This is a genomic window from Kosakonia sp. BYX6, assembly GCF_038449125.1.
Classification (GTDB): domain Bacteria; phylum Pseudomonadota; class Gammaproteobacteria; order Enterobacterales; family Enterobacteriaceae; genus Kosakonia; species Kosakonia calanthes.
In genome coordinates this window covers 532,794-550,915 of the sequence record NZ_CP151800.1, presented here as the reverse complement: position 1 = coordinate 550,915, position 18,122 = coordinate 532,794, and the positions used below count along the sequence as shown (strand labels likewise).

Genomic DNA, 18,122 nt, shown 5'->3' with positions numbered 1-18,122 from the left:
CCTAAATGTTTACAATCCGCCCAGATGCAGGGTTTTCACTTCGAGGAACTCTTCCAGCCCCAGTACCGAGCCTTCACGGCCCAACCCCGACTCTTTCACGCCGCCGAACGGCCCCAATTCTGTGGATACCGCGCACTCATTAATGCCGATCATGCCGCTTTCGATGGCCTGCGAAACGCGGAATACCCGTTGTAGATTTTGCGTATAGAAATAGGCCGCCAGACCAAACGGTGTCGCATTGGCGCGTTTCACCACCTCCTCTTCACTGGTGAAGCGGAAGCAAGCCGCAACCGGGCCGAACGTCTCTTCCTGGGCGAGTTTCATGCCGTCGCTGCAATCGCCCAGCACGGTCGGCTGCCAGAAGTTACCGCCCAGGCTGTGCGCTTTGCCACCGGCCAGCACTTTCGCGCCTTTGGCAACGGCGTCTTCAACATGCTCACGCACTTTATCAACGGCCGCCGATTCAATCAGCGGACCAACCACCACGCCGTCTTCCAGGCCATTCCCCACTTTCAGCGCATTGACGGCATCGGTGAGTTTTTGCGTAAACGCGTCATACACCGACTCCTGAATATAGAAACGGTTAACGCTGACGCACACCTGCCCGGCGTTACGGAATTTATTGGCGATCGCACCCTGTACTGCGGCATCAATGTCGGCATCGTCAAACACGATGTAAGGTGCATTGCCGCCCAACTCCATGGACACTTTTTTCATGGTTTCTGCGGCGTTACGCACCAGCGTTTTACCCACCGCTGTCGAACCGGTAAACGAAATTTTGCGCACATCATGGCTCGCCATAATCGCATCGCTAATTTCCGGCGTATTCCCGGCCACAGCATTGAGCACGCCATCCGGCACGCCGGCTTTTTTCGCCAGAGCTAACAGAGCAAACGCGCTGAGCGGCGTGTTATTCGCCGGTTTGATAACCCCCGTACAGCCCGCGGCTAGCGCTGGCCCCAGCTTGCGGGTGAGCATCGCCATCGGGAAGTTCCACGGCGTGATGGCTGCGACAACCCCGACCGGTTCGCGGGTGGCAAGAATGCGCGAACCCGGTTTGATCGGCGGAATGATTTCACCGTTGGCGCGTTTGGCCTGCTCGGCAAACCACTGAATAAAGCTGGCGGCGTATTCCACTTCGCCCTCGGCTTCTTTCAACGGTTTGCCCTGCTCTGTGGTCATCAACCTACCCAGCCAGCTTTTGTTCTCAATAATCAATTCATACCAGCGATAGAGAATGGTGGAACGCTCTTTCGCGGTTTTCGACCGCCAGCCGGGAAAGGCACGGGTCGCGGCAGCGATGGCTTCTTCAGTCTCTTTTTTGCCCGCTTTCGCGACCTTAGCGATGGTCTCACCGGTGGCCGGATTCAGAACGTCAAATGTGGTATCCAGCGATTTCCAGACGCCATCGACAAGATAGCCGGTCTGGAAAAGCGCATTGTCCTGCAGTGCCTGCGTGGTCATTTGTCCTCCTGATCTGGGGTTTATCGAATCTCCCACAAAGTATAGTCATAAAAAAACCGACGCTTATGGCGTCGGTTTGTCATTAACTGCGAGTTAACGCATGTTGGTATTTGTGCAACATGCCCGTCAACCTGTGCACCGGTTCGGTTACCTGCGGCGGGGCTTGCCAGTAGCGCAGTTTCTCCTGGTAGACATCCAGTTCCTCCAGTAGCTGCGTGAAATAGCGCCGCCGTTTCGTGTCGGAGCTTGCCGAGATCACCTGCGATGCGGTGCGCCGCAACTGGCGATGGAAGGCCGACAAGTCGTCGTTAATCGGTACCGGCGCATCGCGCAGACGCTGGTGCGCAATAATCAGCGTTAACGCCAGGCGGAACTTCGCCACATCGCCGGGGAATTTATTCAACAGTAAAAACAACTGTTGATAGAGCGCCGGCAGGTGATTCTCTTTGCGACGCGCCGTGTTGGTGGTCATCGCTGACACCGCTGCAGAGACAAACTGGTTCAGCAGCACACGCCCGGTGCGCGCCTGCGAGTTATCGCGCACCAGCAGGATAACGACCATCGCCAGCACCACGCCAACCAACTGCCCCAGCGCGTTATCCAGGAATTGGCTGAATTTGAAGGTCATCGGGTTATCGAGCACCAGGATGTTGATCGTCCCCGCCAGCGTACCCAGCGAACCGAGCCGCCGTTTTTGTACTTCGATACCGATGAAAAAGGCTAACACCGCCAGGCTGATGCACAACAGCAGCATACTTTGTTGCGTCGATGGCAGGATAACGAGGAAATAGAGCGCGCCAATGGGCAGGGCCCACAACATGCCGTAGATAAAATCTTTCGCCACCATGATTGGGTTAGGCAGGCGCATCGCCAGCGATGTCACCACCGCAATCATCACCATCGCGCCGCTGCCGGAAGTCCAGCCGGTCCACAGCCAAAACAGCGTGCCGAGAATGCACGAAAGCGTAGTACGCCAGAAGTTAATCATCGCGTGATGGCGCTCGGCGGATTCCGGTTTCACCACCACTTCGCCCTGCAACACCTCTTCTTCCACGGCGCTAATTTTGGTATTGCCAATCACCCCGCGTTTTAGCAACAGGTAACGGGTCGCCGAACCAATCCAGCCGGACAGGGACACGGGCGTATCCCGCTCACCGGTCCAGGCAATCACCCGACGCATTCTTTTCAGTTGCTTGTGCGCATCCTGCACCGTTTCAACCGGTTCATCGAACAGTTCACGGAAAGTATTGGTAATAAGCTCCGGGCGCGTGTTTTGAATAAGGTAGGTTTCGCAGGCCTGGGTAATCAACGTCAGAGATAACGTGTTGATTGCTTTCAGGCGGCGGTTGGCACGCCCCCAGCGCGACGACTCAATCTTCAAATTGCTGCGCATACCCTCCAGCGCGGCGGTGCGGCGTACCAGTGCCGCCCAGGCTTTATCAACTTCTTCGCCGTCGCCATGTTTGATGCACAACTGCATAAGCTGGTAATGCGCCACCAGCAAACCGTCCAACTCGCGGTCAATCTCTTGTTTGACCGAGCGCGGCGAAAACAGCAAGTCGGCGACAATCGCGCAGAGAATGCCAATCACAATCTCGCTGCACCGTTCCACGGCATATTGCGGTGCCAACAGCGGTTCCGTCTGGATGGTGATGACGATGATTAAGGCCGTATACCCCGCCAGCCCCCAGGCATAGGAGTTTTCGACGCGCACCAGCGAGGAGATCCAGGTACAAAACCCCGCCCACAGGCAGCACACTACCAGCATCAGCAGCGGTGCGCGGATCAACATAATGATGATGGTAAGACCGGCGATACAGCCGATAAAGGTCCCGACGATACGCAACATGCCACGATAACGAATCGCCCCGGAATAGGGTTCACCACCGGCGGCAAACGCCGGGCCAGCGGCGACAATCGCGGCGGTCAGCACCGCCCAGCGCGGGGTTTCAAGCTGAAAGTGGAAACCGACAAACAGCGCCAGAACAATGGCGAAGGCCAGCTTGCAGGCAAAGCGCAGATGCTGGCTGGCAATCGAGAACAGCCCCATAGCGATTACCCCAACTCACGCAGGCGATGCGCCATTTTGCGAAAGAAAGAGTCGTGGCTGGCATCGCGATCGGCCTTTCCGGTGACCACGACAGTGGCAGTGGTGCCGGCCGGCCACAGGTTCCCCTGTTGCTGGTCAAGACGGATACGTACCGGAACGCGCTGCGCCAGGCGCACCCATTCGAGGTTCGAGTCAATGGTCGCCATGCCTTTGCTGTCATTGCTGCTGCTGGCGTTGGTCACCCCGGCCGCCACGCTATCTACTGTGCCTTTCAGCACCTGATTGCTGCCTAACGGCGTCACTTCCGCGCGGTAACCGGCGCGAACGCCTTCCAGTTTGGTCTCTTCCATATAGGCCAGAATGTAGAAGCTATTCTGCTTCACCAGCGCCACGGCGGTGGAGCCGCGGGTAATAAACTCACCGGCGTAAACATTCAGGTTGGTGACCCAGCCATCAGCCGGGGCGCGAATAATCGTGCGCTCAAGATCCAGTTTCGCCAGGTCGCGCGTCGCTTGCGCTTTGGCTAACTGATGCAGCTCGGTTTGCAGCGTGTTGTTGGCCTGATCGATTTCCTCTCGCGACATCGCCTGCACGCCTAACTGGTTACGGCGGCCCGCTTCACGGCGTTTCTCATTGACCAATGCCTGGTAGTAAGCGACATCCGCTTCGTCTTGTTCCAGCGCTTTTTGGTAGCGTGGCTGGTCAATGGTGAACAGCACCTGGCCCTGTTTCACCAGTTGGTTGTCATGCACATTGACGGTAGTGACAAGCCCGGTGACATCCGGGGCGATGGCCACAACGTCAGCGCTAAAGCGCGCGTCGCGTGTCCACGGTGATTCAGTGTAATAGACCCAGGCGCGGAAAATCGCGATAAACGCCAGGATAACCAGCACCACCGTGATTGCGGTACGGGAGATATTTCTTGTAAGTGTTTTCACTTCTACCTCAAACAAATAAGCGCGACAGCAGGTAAAACAGGCAGCAATAGAGCGCGGTATTAAACAACGCAGGGTGCCAGACGAAGTCGTAGATCCCGGTGGGGACCAACACCCGGCGCACCAGCCAGAAGATCGCCAGTGACAAAAGTAATTCGAAAAAAATCGGTGGGAACGACAAACCGAACACCACGATGACGGGAAACAGACTCATGTTGACCTTGGTTAGAAACGTGCAGGTAAAAACGTTCTTACGTCACCGCAGGAAAGGGCAAGGAGAGCCAGGCGAGAGTGACGTGAATATTATTGATAGATAGTATATTAACGTAACTGTTATGCTGTTATCTATATTATGTGATCTAAATCACTTTTAAGTCAGAGTGAATAATGGAACGACTAAAACGCATGTCGGTGTTCGCCAAAGTGGTGGAATTGGGTTCGTTTACCGCCGCCGCCCGACAGTTACAAATGAGCGTTTCGTCCATCAGCCAGACGGTGGCGAAACTCGAAGATGAGTTACAGGTCAAGCTGCTGAACCGCAGTACGCGCAGCCTGGGGCTGACCGAAGCGGGCAAAATTTACTATCAGGGCTGCCGACGGATGCTGCACGAAGTGCAGGACGTCCATGAACAACTCTACGCTTTTAACAACACGCCTATCGGCACGCTGCGCATCGGCAGTTCTTCAACCATGGCGCAAAATGTGCTGGCAAAAATGACCGCCGAAATGCTGAAAGAGCATCCTGGTTTGTCGGTTAACCTGGTGACGGGTATTCCCGCGCCGGACTTGATTGCCGACGGGCTGGACGTGGTGATCCGCGTGGGCGCGTTGCAGGATTCGAGCCTCTTCTCGCGCCGCCTCGGCACCATGCCAATGGTGGTTTGCGCGGCGAAAAGCTATCTCGCGCAATACGGTACGCCGGAAAAGCCCGCCGATATGGTGAATCATTCATGGCTGGAATACAGCGTGCGCCCGGACAATGAGTTCGAACTGGTCGCGCCGGAAGGGATCGCCACGCGGTTAATTCCGCAGGGTCGCTTTGTCACCAACGATCCAATGACCTTAACGCGCTGGCTCACCGCCGGGGCGGGCATCGCGTTTGTGCCGTTGATGTGGGTGATCGAGGAGATCAACAGCGGGCAATTGGAGATCCTGCTGCCGCGCTACCAGTCGGATCCGCGTCCGGTTTACGCGCTCTATACCGAAAAAGATAAGCTGCCGCTCAAAGTGCAGGTCTGTATTAACTACCTGACGGACTACTTTATTGAAGTGGCGAAGGTCTATCAGAGCATGCAGGGACGCAGCGTTTGAAACATTCACCCTCTTCGCAGGAAGAGGGTGAAGCAAGGTGATTACGCAGTACCGCCAACGGTCAGGTTATCCACTTTCAACGTCGGCTGACCAACGCCCACCGGCAGGCTTTGGCCTTCTTTGCCGCACACGCCGACGCCGTTATCGAGTTTCAGATCGTTACCAACCATCGAAATCTGCTGCATTGCTTCGATGCCGGAGCCAATCAAGGTCGCGCCTTTCACCGCTTTGGTGACTTTCCCTTTTTCGATCAGGTAGGCCTCAGACGTTGAGAAGACGAACTTACCGGAGGTGATATCGACCTGGCCGCCGCCGAAGTTCGGCGCGAAAATCCCGTAATCGACCGATTCGATAATTTCCTGCGGCGTGGATTTACCGGCCAGCATGTAGGTGTTGGTCATGCGCGGCATCGGCAGATGCGCGTAAGACTCACGGCGCCCGTTACCCGTTGGGTTCATCCCCATCAGGCGCGCATTCATTTTGTCCTGCATATAGCCTTTCAGCACACCGTTTTCGATAAGCACGTTGTACTGCCCAGGCGTGCCTTCATCATCAATCGAGACCGAACCGCGACGATCGGCAATGGTGCCGTCATCCACCACCGTACAGAGTTCCGATGCCACCAGCTTGCCCATCTGGCCGCTGAACACTGAGGTTCCGCGACGGTTGAAATCCCCTTCCAGGCCGTGGCCAACCGCTTCGTGCAGCAGCACGCCCGGCCAGCCCGCGCCCAAAACCACCGGCAACGTGCCCGCAGGCGCGGCAACAGCAGAGAGATTCACCAGCGCCATACGCACCGCTTCGCGCGCCCAGGCGTCAGCACGCACATCGCCATCAACATCTTGCAGGAACCAGTCATACCCGAAACGTCCACCACCGCCGCTGGAGCCGCGCTCGCGTTTGCCATCGTCTTCAACCTGAACGCTGACCGACAGGCGCACCAGCGGGCGCACATCCGCCGCCAGCGTACCGTCGGTCGCCGCCACCAGAATCAGCTCATAAACACCGGTCAGGCTGGCGGTCACTTCCTGTACACGTTTATCCGCCGCGCGGGCGGTTTTGTCCACGCGACGCAGAATGTCGAGCTTCTCTTCGCGACTCATGCTTTGCAGCGGATCAAGGCTGGTGTACAGGCTGTGGTGCTCAACCGCGCCCAGCGTTTTCACTTTCCCGTCGCCGTCTTCACGCACGATAGTGCGCGCGGCCTGGGCGCTTTGTTCCAACGCCAGCAGGCTGATTTGGTCTGCATAGGCAAAACCGGTTTTCTCGCCGCTCACGGCGCGCACGCCCACGCCCTGGTCGATATTGTAAGAACCATCTTTGATGATGCTGTCTTCTAAAACCCAGGATTCGTGATAGCTCGACTGGAAATAGAGGTCGCCGTAGTCAAGACGACGTGCGGTCAGTTGACCGAGAATGGCAAACAGATCCTGATGACTCAGGCCGTTCGCTGCCAGTAGTTGTTCACTCACCAGATTAAGACTCATCATTTTTTCTCGTCGTTGCCGCCACATCGGGCAATAAAAAAGTGTGATACAAGGAGCTTGAGGCAATTCGCCGATGCCGTCAAATCATTGCTTTTTGTCGGTGCGAGGCTGGCGCAGGACTTCGTTGATCTGCGGCTGGTCCACCGGACCGGTAATGTGGTAGCGCAAAATGGAGACTTTATTCCACAGTGGACCCAGCACTTTACTGGCCGCAAACACCGCCGCACCAACAATCGGGTTAACCGCAAACGCCGCCGCCACACCGACTGTCGCGGAGATTTCCGGCGCGACCACGGCTTCCACATCCAACTCGCGGCGCACCAGATTCACAGAACCTTTCATCGCGATATCGGCTTCCAGGCCATCGACCAACGTATCGTCGCTGTGCAGGACGCCATCTTTGATCCACGCCGTGCTGCGAATCGAATCGAACCAGAAACCTTCACTGCTGAAGGTATCGCTGAAATCAAAACGCAGCTTGCGCAGCAGCGAATCGACGCTAAACAGACGCAACAACTGCCCGGCATGCCCGGTGCTGATATCGGTGATTTGTCCTTTACCCAGGCGCGTGCGTAGGATGCCGTTCAGCGACTCTTCCTGCGGCTGCCACGGCGGGCTGCGCCAGTGCAGATCGTAATTAATATTGAACGACGAATCGCGCACCGGTGTCGGCACACCGAAGAAGCCCATCGCCGAATCGATCTTCTCACCGCGCAACGCGCCTTTGATCGATGTACGTTCCGCGCCGTCGCGGTTAACCCATTCGCCATCGGCGGTTAAACGCGCGGTGCCGCTATCAATCAGGCCATTCGCCAGTGTGAGTGTGTCGCCGTTAATGGCGAAATCACCGTCGATGCGACCATATTTCTGCCCCCACAACCAACACTCTTTGCAGCGAAGTTGCAGATCCGGCCAGCCGGTGAAATCCACCCGTGTCTGCCCGCGCAGCAGCGTGGACGGCGACGAAATGTCATTATCATTTGGCGCCGTGCTCGTCGGATTGTAATAGAGATAGCGAATGGCGGCCTGCCACGGCGCATTATCACGTACCGTGAGCGCCCCGCTGATTTCGCGCGCCTGCACTTCAATGGTCGAACCAGAAATTTGCGGCTGCGAGACAATACTCAGGTTGTTCCACTGTTGACCGGCCAGCGTCAGCGCAGGCGTTCGCAGCGTCACGCTTTCCGGGAAGGTCGTCGAACTGCTGACGTTATTCGCCACGCCTTGTTTAAACAGCGCCAGCCATTGCGCGCCATTCATCGCCGGTAAATTCAACTCCAGCCCGGCTTGTTCCGGCAGCGGCGGAAGGGTGCGGCTGTCCGACGCCCAGATCCCGCGGTCAAGCGTCAGTTTGTTATTGAGCAACCAACGGCTGTTGAAATGGTGGTTTCCCCCAGCGTTGCCCGTCAGGTTGAAGCTGCGCAGGTTCCCTTCGACATTCACTTTTACCGGCAGCGCTTTGCCTGCGGGTTTATCCAGCGGCGGCGGCAACGTACTGGCGAGATTATTCAAATCACCGTCAATATTGACCTTGTAAGTTGTGCCGCCGCGATGGGGCAACTCAATGCCCACATTGCCCTTCCACGCCACGCTGCCTTTCAGCGCATCGTTCAGTCGCGTGGGCAACACGCCGGTACGCGCGGGTTGCCAGTTACCGTTCAGATTCACCGCCACCTGGTAGGCTTTTTCACCCTCGGTGGTGGAGAAATCAACGTTCAGCGGTTGGTTAAACCAGGTGGCCTGTAACGGCTCACTCTGCAGGTTGCCGTTCTCAAAACTGAATTTACCGCTGAGGTTTTTCAGGGTGCTGTTGAGCGGCTTAATAAACAGCGAGTTGTTGTTGAGCGCCACGTCGCCTTTGGCGAGGGTCATTTCGCCGTCGAGCGGAATATCGAGATGTAAGCGAGCGCTCACATCGCCGTCAATTTGCAGTTCATCTAACGCGCTGCCGAGCGTGTCGTGCAGCGGCGTCTCTTTGAAGTATGGCCCAACGGCTTTGCCCGGCCCGTTGATATCGGCATCGATCAGCAGCTTCTCTTTGATGTAATCCGGTATGGTCGCGGTCAGGTTGCTGGCCGTCACGCCGCCGAGCGCCACCTTGTCGCTTTTCATCCACAGGCCGTCGTTAAGGAAGTCCAGTTCGATATCGAGGTTTTGCAGCGCAGGCCAATCAGGCTGGAAGGCAAACGTCGCATTGTGCAGCGGCACACGCACTTCAAACTGACCTTCGTTGTGTTTATAGGGGAACAGATGCGGGTTGCCGCCGTAGACCAGCGTCGCGTTTTGCGTTTGCCCGCCTTTGATTGCCGCGCTCAGATAATCCACCAGCGCTTTGCCCATCAGGTTTTCCGGGAAGTAGCGCCACGCCTGACCGGCATCGGAAACGTTGATCCCCGCCAGAATACCAAGCCAGGGCTCATCGCCCTGCGGCTTGAGGTAACGGAAATCACCGCGCGCGTGAAGGCCAGTGGCCTGCACATCAATATGGCGACCGTCCAACTGGAAACCGTGCGCGTTCTTCTGCCAGTTCAGCGTGGCGACGCCTTTTTCAATCTCCAGCGGCGCACGAAAGACGGTCTGATACGGCATTTTCGCCTGCGTGATATCGGCGGTTAGACGCCCGTCTTCGACGCTGCCTTCCAGCTTACCGGCCAGATGCTCAACGCCTGGCAACAGCTTCCACTGCTTCCAGCTAATGTCGTTCCACTGCGCCTGGAAACGGGTTTTCTCGGTGGCTTGCAGGGGAATATCGAGCGCCAGTTGTTCCAGCTTGCCGCCGGGCTGCATGGTGTTCCAGATGTTAAATAACTCTGGTGAAATTTTCTGCGCGATCGGCAGCAGCCCTTCCAGGCTGCCCAACTCAAGATTGTTGGCGCGAACGCGAAGTTCATCGCTGCGCTGGCTGTTGGCGCCGCCCACTTCCTGCGCCGGAACCCAGGCAAAACTCAGCGCGCCCTGCGGCCAGGGTTTGTCATCAATGGCGATTCGCGTGACCGGCACGTCAAACTGCCAGCCTTGTTGCTGGCGGGAAACGTGCGCGGTGAGGTTATCCACCGTCATGCGGTGCAACGTGTTATCGCCCTGCCAGCTGGCACCGCCCTTTTTCAGCCACACGTCACCGCTTGCGACCTCGCCTTTATTCAGCGTCAGCCAGCCTTCAAGGCTAAAGCGCGCGGAATCCAGCGCGACATTGTCTTGCATCCATTTGCCAAGCCAGGGTTTAACGTCGATATCGTCGGCCTGCAACCAGACACGCCCATTATTCAACAGACCGTTATCATCACGCAGATCCATACGTACCTGCATAATGCCGTGCTGCCCGGTCAAACTGGAGAGGCTTACCTGCCCTTCCGCTCGGTGGCGATCGTTGCCGTTAAGCCAGGTTAATTGCGGGATCGCCAGTTCGGCGCGCTGGCCGGAGAGTGTCAGGAAACTGATGTGGCTGTCGCGTAGATCGAAGTGATCGAATTGCCGTAAAAACAGATCGCTGATGCGGTCTGACGCAAGGGTTTCGCCGTTGTCGTTTCGTTGCAACGGCGTATTGCTGTGCATTTCAAGCTGGTAGAAGGTGAGATTGCGGAACTGCCAGCGCAGATGGATCAGGCTTTGCCAGACATCCAGCGCCAGCGTCACGCGTTTGACGGAGAGATCGCCGCCGTCATTGAGCGTCGCTTTAATGTCGCGCACGTCCAGTTCAGGGCCGAAGGTTTGCCAGCGTGCCTGTAGCTGGCTGGCGCTGACCGGAACACCGGTTTGCGCCGTGATTTGCGCGAGGATCGGCGCACGCCACTTATCCAGATGCGGTAAAACAAGGCGCAGCCCACTTACCAGCAACGCCGCGATAACGATCAGCGTCGCTCCTGTAAGCAGCAATATCCCCGGCAGTCGCCTCACGCCTCTCTCCTTGTCAACTAAACCCGATCCGCAGCACAGCTTCGCAATTACATCATGACTACGTCAAACTGCTCCTGATTATAGAGCGGCTCGATTTGCACTTTGACCTGCTTGCCGACAAAGATTTCCACTTCCGCCAGCGCGTGCGACTCTTCGCTTTTTAACGCTTCCGCCACCGCCGGGGAAGCATAGACCAGGAAGCGATCCGAATCGTAAGCATGATGCACGCGAACGATTTCGCGCATGATCTCATAGCACACGGTTTCAACCGTTTTCACCGTGCCGCGGCCATGACAGGTGGGGCATTCGTTACACAACACGTGCTCCACGCTTTCCCGTGTACGTTTGCGGGTCATCTCCACCAGGCCAAGCTGCGAGAAACCATTGATGCTGGTTTTCACCCGATCTTTGCTCAGCGCCTGCTCCAGCGAGTGCAGTACGCGGCGGCGGTGATCTTCATTATTCATATCAATGAAATCAATAATGATAATGCCGCCAAGATTACGCAATCGTAGCTGGCGAGCAATGGCCTGCGTGGCTTCGATGTTGGTGTTGAAAATGGTGTCGTCGAGATTGCGGTGGCCCACGAAGGCGCCGGTATTGATGTCGACGGTGGTCATCGCTTCGGTCTGATCAATTATCAGATAACCGCCAGATTTCAGTTCAACTTTGCGCTCCAACGCACGCTGGATTTCGTTCTCGACATCGAAAAGGTCGAAAATCGGCTGGCGCCCGCTGTAGTGCTCCAGCTTGCTGGTCATCTCCGGGATGTATTCGGCGGTGAACTCCAGTAGCGCTTCAAACGTCAGGCGTGAGTCAACGCGGATGCGATCCAGATGCGCATCGGCGAAATCACGCAAAACACGCTGCGCCAAAGCCAGCTCGCCATACAGTTTATAGCGGGTCTGCTGGCGTTTTTTGCGCTCCATCACCTTCGTCCACACGCGCTTAAGGTAAGCGGCGTCGGACGCGAGATCCTCTTCACATACCCCTTCAGCGGCAGTACGAATAATAAAGCCGCCCTGCTCGTCGCAATAGTTGGCGACCACGTGTTTGAGGCGATCACGCTCGGCTTCGCTTTCGATACGCTGAGAAACCCCGACATGCGCGGCACCAGGCATAAACACCAGATAACGGGAAGGCAGCGTGATATCGGTCGTCAGGCGCGCGCCTTTGGTGCCAAGCGGATCTTTCACCACTTGTACCATCAGATCCTGCCCCTGACGGACGAGTTCGGAGATGTCGCGAACGGTGAAGTTTTTCTGCTCTTCCCCGGCGACGCATTCGGTATGCGGCATAATGTCGGAGGCGTGAAGGAACGCCGCCTTTTCCAGACCAATATCTACAAAAGCCGCCTGCATGCCCGGCAGTACCCGGCTGACCCGACCTTTGTAGATATTGCCTACTATCCCGCGCCGTGCTTCGCGCTCGATGTGAATTTCCTGAAGGATGCCGCCATCGATATAAGCGACACGTGTTTCCGAGGGTGTAACGTTGACCAGTAATTCAGCCGTCATGATTATCTCTTCCTTCACGCAGTGCGTTAAAATTGCTCAGCAATTCACAGGTTTCCACCAGCGGTAACCCCACAACGGCATGATAACTACCGTTAATTTTTCTGACGAAACAGCCACCCAGCCCCTGAATACCATACGCGCCGGCTTTATCCAGCGGTTCACCACTGGCAACGTAGTCGGCGATTTCCTTTTCCGATAACACTTTGAAGGTCACTTCGGTTGTCACCAGACAATCCAGCACCTGCTGGCGATCCGCCAGCGCGACTGCGGTCATCACCTGATGGGTTTGCCCGGAAAGTTGGCGCAACATACTGGCAGCATGCGAGGCGTCTTTCGGTTTTTCAAGCACTTCGCCATTTAATACAACGATGGTATCCGCGCCCAACACCGGCAGATCGCCAGACACCATCGCCACACCCGCCTGCGCCTTTTCACGGGCGAGGCGCTGCACATACTGTCGGGGGCTTTCCTGCGCCTGGCGCTGCTCCTCAATGCCCGGAACAATGCGCTCGAATGAAACCCCAAGCTGCGTGAGCAGTTCCTGACGGCGGGGAGAACCAGAAGCAAGCCAAATATCTGTCATATCAACCTTATTGCACTGCAAACTGCTGGCGAATCTTGCGCATGAGTAAGAAGATCCACGGCCAGAGCACGCCATTCACCAGGCTGCTCCAGAAAATTTCTGGCTTGAACGAAACGTTAATCACCAAAAATTCGGCCCAGAAGACAATCACTTCTGTTGCCAGCGACAACAACATCACCACCAGCGCTTGTTGCCAGAGCGCCAGATTACGGAATAACTGAAATTTCAATGCGACCAGGTAGGCGACGATGCTCAGGGACAACGCACGTACGCCAAGGGTGGACCCGCTAATCAGATCCAGTATGGCACCCATCGCGAAACCCGTGCCAACATTTACGCGATGCGGTAAGGCGAGGATCCAATAGAGTAAAATCAGCAGTACCCAGTTTGGCCGGTAGACGATGATGTCATCCGGCCAGGGCATGATTTGAAGCAATAGCGCAATGAAAAACGAGAGCCAGATGACCCAGCGCCCCTGGCTACGATAGCTTGCCACTATTGCCCTCCCGGAGAGACTTGCGGCGGCGGTTGTGTAATACCGGTCGCCGGAGCTGGCATTGGCGCAGGCGGCCCCATGGTATCCGGGGACGGTAAAACCTGCGGCATCATCTGTAGCAGACGTTCATTGGCAACACGGTGCACATCTTCCGGCGTTCGCGGGTTCAAACCGTTACGATCGGCGCCCCACAGCAGCAGCAGATAACGCAAACGTTGCAGGCCGGCAGTCGGTCGAGCCTGAATCACCGTGTACGCGCGCTGCGTATCCAGCTTAACGGACGAGACCACCGCAACCGGGTAACCTTCCGGGAAGCGCCCACCAAGACCCGATGTCACCAGCACATCGCCGACGCGAATATCGGTATTCGCGGGCAGATGTTCCAGTTGCAAATCATCGGTACAGCCGTTACCGGCGGCAATCACGCGGATATCATTACGCAGCACCTGAATCGGCAGCGCGTGGGTGGCATCGCAAATCAGCAGCACCCGGCTGGTCATCTTCGCAACCGCGATAACCTGACCGACCACGCCTTTGTCGCTAATGACCGGTTGGCCTTCGTAAACGCCGTTGACGCTGCCTTTATCGATAACGACTTGATCGCTGTAGGGATCGTTCACCGTGGAGATCACCTGGGTGACCATTTTTTGCTCGTCCTGACGCAGCGGCGAACCGAGCAGTTCACGCAGGCGCGCGTTCTCTTGCTTGTACTGTCCTAACATCAACAGTTCGCTGTTTTTCAGCAGCAATTCCTGACGCAACGCCCGGTTTTCAAGCTCAAGCTGATCGCGCGAAGCCAGCGTTTGCGACACGCTGTCTAATAATTCGCGGGGACCATTGGAAATAAAATAGAAAGGGCTGACGGCAGTATCCATGTACGTTCGGATTTGGCTGAACGTACCGAGGCGGCTGTCGGCAATAATGACTCCAAGCGCCACCAAAACCGCCAGAAAAAGGCGAATCTGCAGTGACGGGCCACGGCTAAAAATTGGCTTCATAGGCTTTGCGTATTCTCAGGCCAGACAGATACGGAGCAACAGTTGCTCCGTATCTGGCGCGGACTACTCTTCGCTGAACAAGTCGCCGCCGTGCATATCGATCATTTCCAGCGCCTTGCCACCGCCACGCGCTACGCAAGTCAGTGGATCTTCTGCAACTACAACGGGAATGCCCGTCTCTTCCATTAACAGGCGATCAAGGTTACGCAGCAGCGCGCCACCACCGGTCAGCACCATACCGCGCTCGGAGATATCAGAAGCCAGTTCTGGCGGGCACTGTTCCAGAGCAACCATTACTGCGCTCACAATACCGGTCAGCGGTTCCTGCAACGCTTCGAGGATCTCGTTAGAGTTCAGGGTGAAACCGCGCGGCACACCTTCAGCCAGGTTACGACCACGGACTTCGATTTCACGCACTTCGTCGCCCGGATAAGCGGAGCCGATTTCGTGTTTGATACGTTCTGCGGTGGCTTCACCGATCAGGGAACCGTAGTTACGACGCACATAATTAATGATCGCTTCATCGAAACGGTCACCACCAATGCGCACAGAGGAAGAGTAAACAACGCCGTTCAGGGAGATAACGGCGACTTCGGTGGTACCACCACCGATATCAACAACCATAGAACCGGTTGCTTCAGAAACCGGTAAGCCTGCGCCAATTGCCGCGGCCATCGGTTCTTCAATCAGAAAGACTTCACGAGCGCCAGCACCCTGTGCGGATTCACGGATAGCGCGGCGTTCAACCTGGGTTGCGCCAACCGGGACACAAACCAGAACACGCGGGCTTGGACGCATAAAACTGTTGCTGTGCACTTGCTTGATGAAGTGCTGCAACATTTTTTCGGTGACGAAGAAGTCGGCGATAACGCCATCTTTCATCGGGCGGATAGCCGCGATATTGCCCGGAGTACGCCCAAGCATCTGCTTCGCTTCATGACCGACCGCGGCCACACTTTTCGGTGAACCTGCACGATCCTGGCGAATGGCTACCACGGAAGGCTCATTCAGTACGATGCCTTGTCCTTTTACATAAATCAGGGTATTCGCGGTACCCAGGTCAATGGACAGGTCATTAGAAAACATGCCACGAAATTTTTTCAACATACTAAGGGATAATCCTGAAAGCTGGGGCGGAAACAAAATCCGCTTACTTTACCAACCACACGCAGCAGCGACAAGGCGTAAGAAGTATCTGCTACGGTGAAAATTAGTGCAGTTTGTTTCCTTTGTTGCAAAACGACATGACTTCGTCCGGAAGCGAAAAAAACCACCTGTTCCAGCACGTTGCATTTACAACCTGTCAAAGGTCAAACCGGCTTTTTTGTACTGCGATAATCCGGCGGGCAGGCACGCACGCCCCCAAATACGACAGCGCACATTATTCTACGTGAAAACGATTCAAACAGCAGTTCAAACCGAATATCTTTGCGAATATTTTTTCACATTGGTATCGAGCGGTTGGGAAGACGCGAAGAAATCGCCTTGTCCACCCGCAATACCCCGTTCCACCAGCATCTGCCATTCGCCGCGCGAACGAACACCGGTTGCAAAAACTCGCGTTCGCGTGCCTTTACACGCCTCCACAAGGCTTTGCACCAGCAGCTGATTTTCGGTGCGTTTTTCAATGTTCCTGACCAACCCCGGATGCAGCTTTAATAACTCAACATCCAACGCTTTAATCCAACTGGTGCTCACCAACGTCAGGCCCGCCTGAATCACGGCGACGCGCGCGCCCAACGCGTTGATTAAACGCACAACCGACTGTAACCGGCTGATGTGTTGACAGACATCAGCCTCCGCAAGTTCAAAAATAATCCGTTTGCGTTGCGATTTTTCGCATTGCATCAATGTATCGCGCAGCCAGCGCTGAAAACGCGGGCGAATCAATGACTCAACGGTGACCTGCATCGCCAGGTTTTCTTCCGGCCAGAAACCGAGGAACGGCATCAAGCGCGTCACCTGCAAACGGTCGTACTCTTCGGAGAGACCAAACTGCAACACCATCGGCATATATTCTTCGGCAATCACCTCTTGCTCGCTGTCGAAAATGCGGCACATCAACTCCCGGTGATGCACTTGCCCGTCGCGGTTAACCGCCGGTTTTTGATAAACACGCGGCCCGCCACGGCTCAGCATCTGTTCGATAAGCGTTCGCCAGCGGACATTGCCGCGCCCTTGCTCTGGCAAGGTGTCGTCATAGACCGACCAGCTATTCGCGCCTTGCAGCATCGCGTTGCGCGCCGCGGCTTCCGCGTGTTCCATTACCTGTTCGGTGGGCTGCCCGCCGCGCCAGCCGCAGATACCAATATGCATAATGTCTTCGCGGGTCAACATTTTGGTTGGCGGCAAGCCATCAACCGCTTTGAGGATCTGCCCGGCGATGCTTTCCGCTTCCTTTAATGTGCGGTGCGGCAACAGTACGGCGAAATCGCTGCGGTGATAGCGCGCCAGCAGCGCACCAGGGTAACGCATAATAAAGGTGGAAAGCAGATTGATGAGCGTAAAGAGATACTCTTCCGCCGCTGTCGCCTCGCGCATGAGGTCAAAATCCGGCAGACGAATCATCATCACCACGCCGTGCGAACCAACTTTTTCCTGATCTTCCAACAGCGTCGCCAGTTGGTTATCAAAAAACAGGCGGTTATTCAGGCCGGTGCGCGTGTCTTGCGCCGCGTAAGAGCGGATCAGCGTGTCCATGCGGCTGCGTTGATCGCTGGCAAACTGGATGTCGGTCAGCAGCACGTCCAGCGCGCTACTAGTGCGTGATGGCCACTCATAAATGCTGCCGCGCACCTGCGGGCCGCGCTCGCCATTGAGGATCCGCGTCGCCCGCGTCTCCAGCAACTCCTGGCCAGAAAGCTGGCGGCGCAGCCAGCGCACGGCGAGAGAAACAATGACCAGCATAAAACCGATCGCCACCGTCAACGGCGCGGTGGTCAACAGCGAACGAAAGTAGTTCGCCATCGGATCCTGATAGACCAGCGTAAACGTTAAACCGGGATTTTTGAGCGAAGGGATGTGCAATTCACGGGTTTGGTAGTTACTGCCCGCCGGGCGGTAACTTTCGTTACGCGTATAGCTCAGCACCGTGCGCCTGCCTTGTTTGATTTCGATGGCGGTAATATCGACCGGCACCATCAACTCATCAAGTTGTGTCGCAAGTCTGGCAACCGGCGTTGAAATCAAACGGGTGTCGACGACGGCGGCCACGGCTTGCACGCGGTTGGCCACTTTGCTCTGAATGGCGGTATAAAAGCTGAGTGAACAGCCAATGAGGGTGACAAAAATCGCCAGCCCCGTTAGCAGGGTCACAAAAGCAGAAAATTTCGTCGTTAATCGCATCCTTGTGTTAACTCCGTTATATAAAGAACGAAACGGTACCGA

The 18,122-nt window shown here is 56.2% G+C and carries 13 protein-coding genes; 1 reads left to right on the top strand and 12 read right to left on the bottom strand.

Going from position 1 to position 18,122, the window contains the following annotated elements; all coding sequences use genetic code 11:
- Window positions 1–9: 9 nt before the first annotated feature.
- The 4 genes from AAEY27_RS02480 to aaeX all read right to left on the bottom strand — a co-directional run bounded on the left by AAEY27_RS02480 (window position 10) and on the right by aaeX (window position 4,663).
- Window positions 10–1,464 (bottom strand): NAD-dependent succinate-semialdehyde dehydrogenase, encoded by a 1,455-nt coding sequence (locus AAEY27_RS02480; RefSeq protein ID WP_342323350.1) that lies wholly within the window; start codon window positions 1,462–1,464, stop codon window positions 10–12.
- Window positions 1,465–1,546: 82 nt separating this feature from the next.
- Window positions 1,547–3,514 (bottom strand): p-hydroxybenzoic acid efflux pump subunit AaeB, encoded by a 1,968-nt coding sequence (gene aaeB / locus AAEY27_RS02475; protein WP_342323349.1) that lies wholly within the window; start codon window positions 3,512–3,514, stop codon window positions 1,547–1,549.
- A gap of 5 nt (window positions 3,515–3,519) precedes the next feature.
- A complete protein-coding gene (gene aaeA, locus AAEY27_RS02470) occupies window positions 3,520–4,452 on the bottom strand; it encodes a p-hydroxybenzoic acid efflux pump subunit AaeA (protein WP_342323348.1) in 933 nt (310 codons plus the stop codon).
- 7 nt (window positions 4,453–4,459) lie between these two features.
- Window positions 4,460–4,663, bottom strand: a complete 204-nt coding sequence (gene aaeX / locus AAEY27_RS02465) for a p-hydroxybenzoic acid efflux pump operon protein AaeX (protein ID WP_206163214.1) — start codon at window positions 4,661–4,663, stop codon at window positions 4,460–4,462.
- A 173-nt stretch (window positions 4,664–4,836) separates the two neighbouring features.
- Between aaeX and aaeR the strand changes: the two genes are divergently transcribed.
- A complete protein-coding gene (gene aaeR / locus AAEY27_RS02460; protein ID WP_342323347.1) occupies window positions 4,837–5,760 on the top strand; it encodes an HTH-type transcriptional activator AaeR in 924 nt (307 codons plus the stop codon).
- Window positions 5,761–5,801: 41 nt separating this feature from the next.
- Here aaeR and tldD read toward each other — a convergent pair whose 3' ends face one another.
- The 8 genes from tldD to csrD form a co-directional block, all read right to left on the bottom strand.
- Window positions 5,802–7,247 carry a metalloprotease TldD gene (gene tldD, locus AAEY27_RS02455; protein ID WP_342325441.1) on the bottom strand — a complete coding sequence of 482 codons (1,446 nt, stop codon included), beginning with the start codon at window positions 7,245–7,247 and terminating at the stop codon, window positions 5,802–5,804.
- An 84-nt stretch (window positions 7,248–7,331) separates the two neighbouring features.
- Window positions 7,332–11,141, bottom strand: a complete 3,810-nt coding sequence (gene yhdP / locus AAEY27_RS02450) for an AsmA2 domain-containing protein YhdP (RefSeq protein ID WP_342323346.1) — start codon at window positions 11,139–11,141, stop codon at window positions 7,332–7,334.
- A 47-nt stretch (window positions 11,142–11,188) separates the two neighbouring features.
- The gene (gene rng, locus AAEY27_RS02445) at window positions 11,189–12,658 is read right to left on the bottom strand and encodes a ribonuclease G (protein ID WP_342323345.1); all 1,470 of its coding nucleotides are present in this window, start codon (window positions 12,656–12,658) and stop codon (window positions 11,189–11,191) included.
- Window positions 12,648–13,241, bottom strand: coding sequence for a Maf family protein (locus AAEY27_RS02440; protein ID WP_342323344.1), 594 nt, complete (start codon window positions 13,239–13,241; stop codon window positions 12,648–12,650). Before AAEY27_RS02440 ends, rng begins: the two co-directional genes overlap by 11 nt.
- Window positions 13,242–13,248: 7 nt before the next feature.
- Window positions 13,249–13,737 (bottom strand): rod shape-determining protein MreD, encoded by a 489-nt coding sequence (gene mreD / locus AAEY27_RS02435; RefSeq protein WP_187800282.1) that lies wholly within the window; start codon window positions 13,735–13,737, stop codon window positions 13,249–13,251.
- Window positions 13,737–14,735 carry a rod shape-determining protein MreC gene (gene mreC / locus AAEY27_RS02430; protein WP_342323343.1) on the bottom strand — a complete coding sequence of 333 codons (999 nt, stop codon included), beginning with the start codon at window positions 14,733–14,735 and terminating at the stop codon, window positions 13,737–13,739. Before mreC ends, mreD begins: the two co-directional genes overlap by 1 nt.
- Window positions 14,736–14,798: 63 nt before the next feature.
- Entirely contained in the window at window positions 14,799–15,842 is a 1,044-nt protein-coding gene (mreB, locus tag AAEY27_RS02425) for a rod shape-determining protein MreB (protein WP_006818047.1), read from the bottom strand.
- A 306-nt stretch (window positions 15,843–16,148) separates the two neighbouring features.
- Complete coding sequence (gene csrD / locus AAEY27_RS02420; RefSeq protein WP_342323342.1) at window positions 16,149–18,080, bottom strand: RNase E specificity factor CsrD; 1,932 nt, start codon at window positions 18,078–18,080, stop codon at window positions 16,149–16,151.
- Window positions 18,081–18,122: the final 42 nt, after the last annotated feature.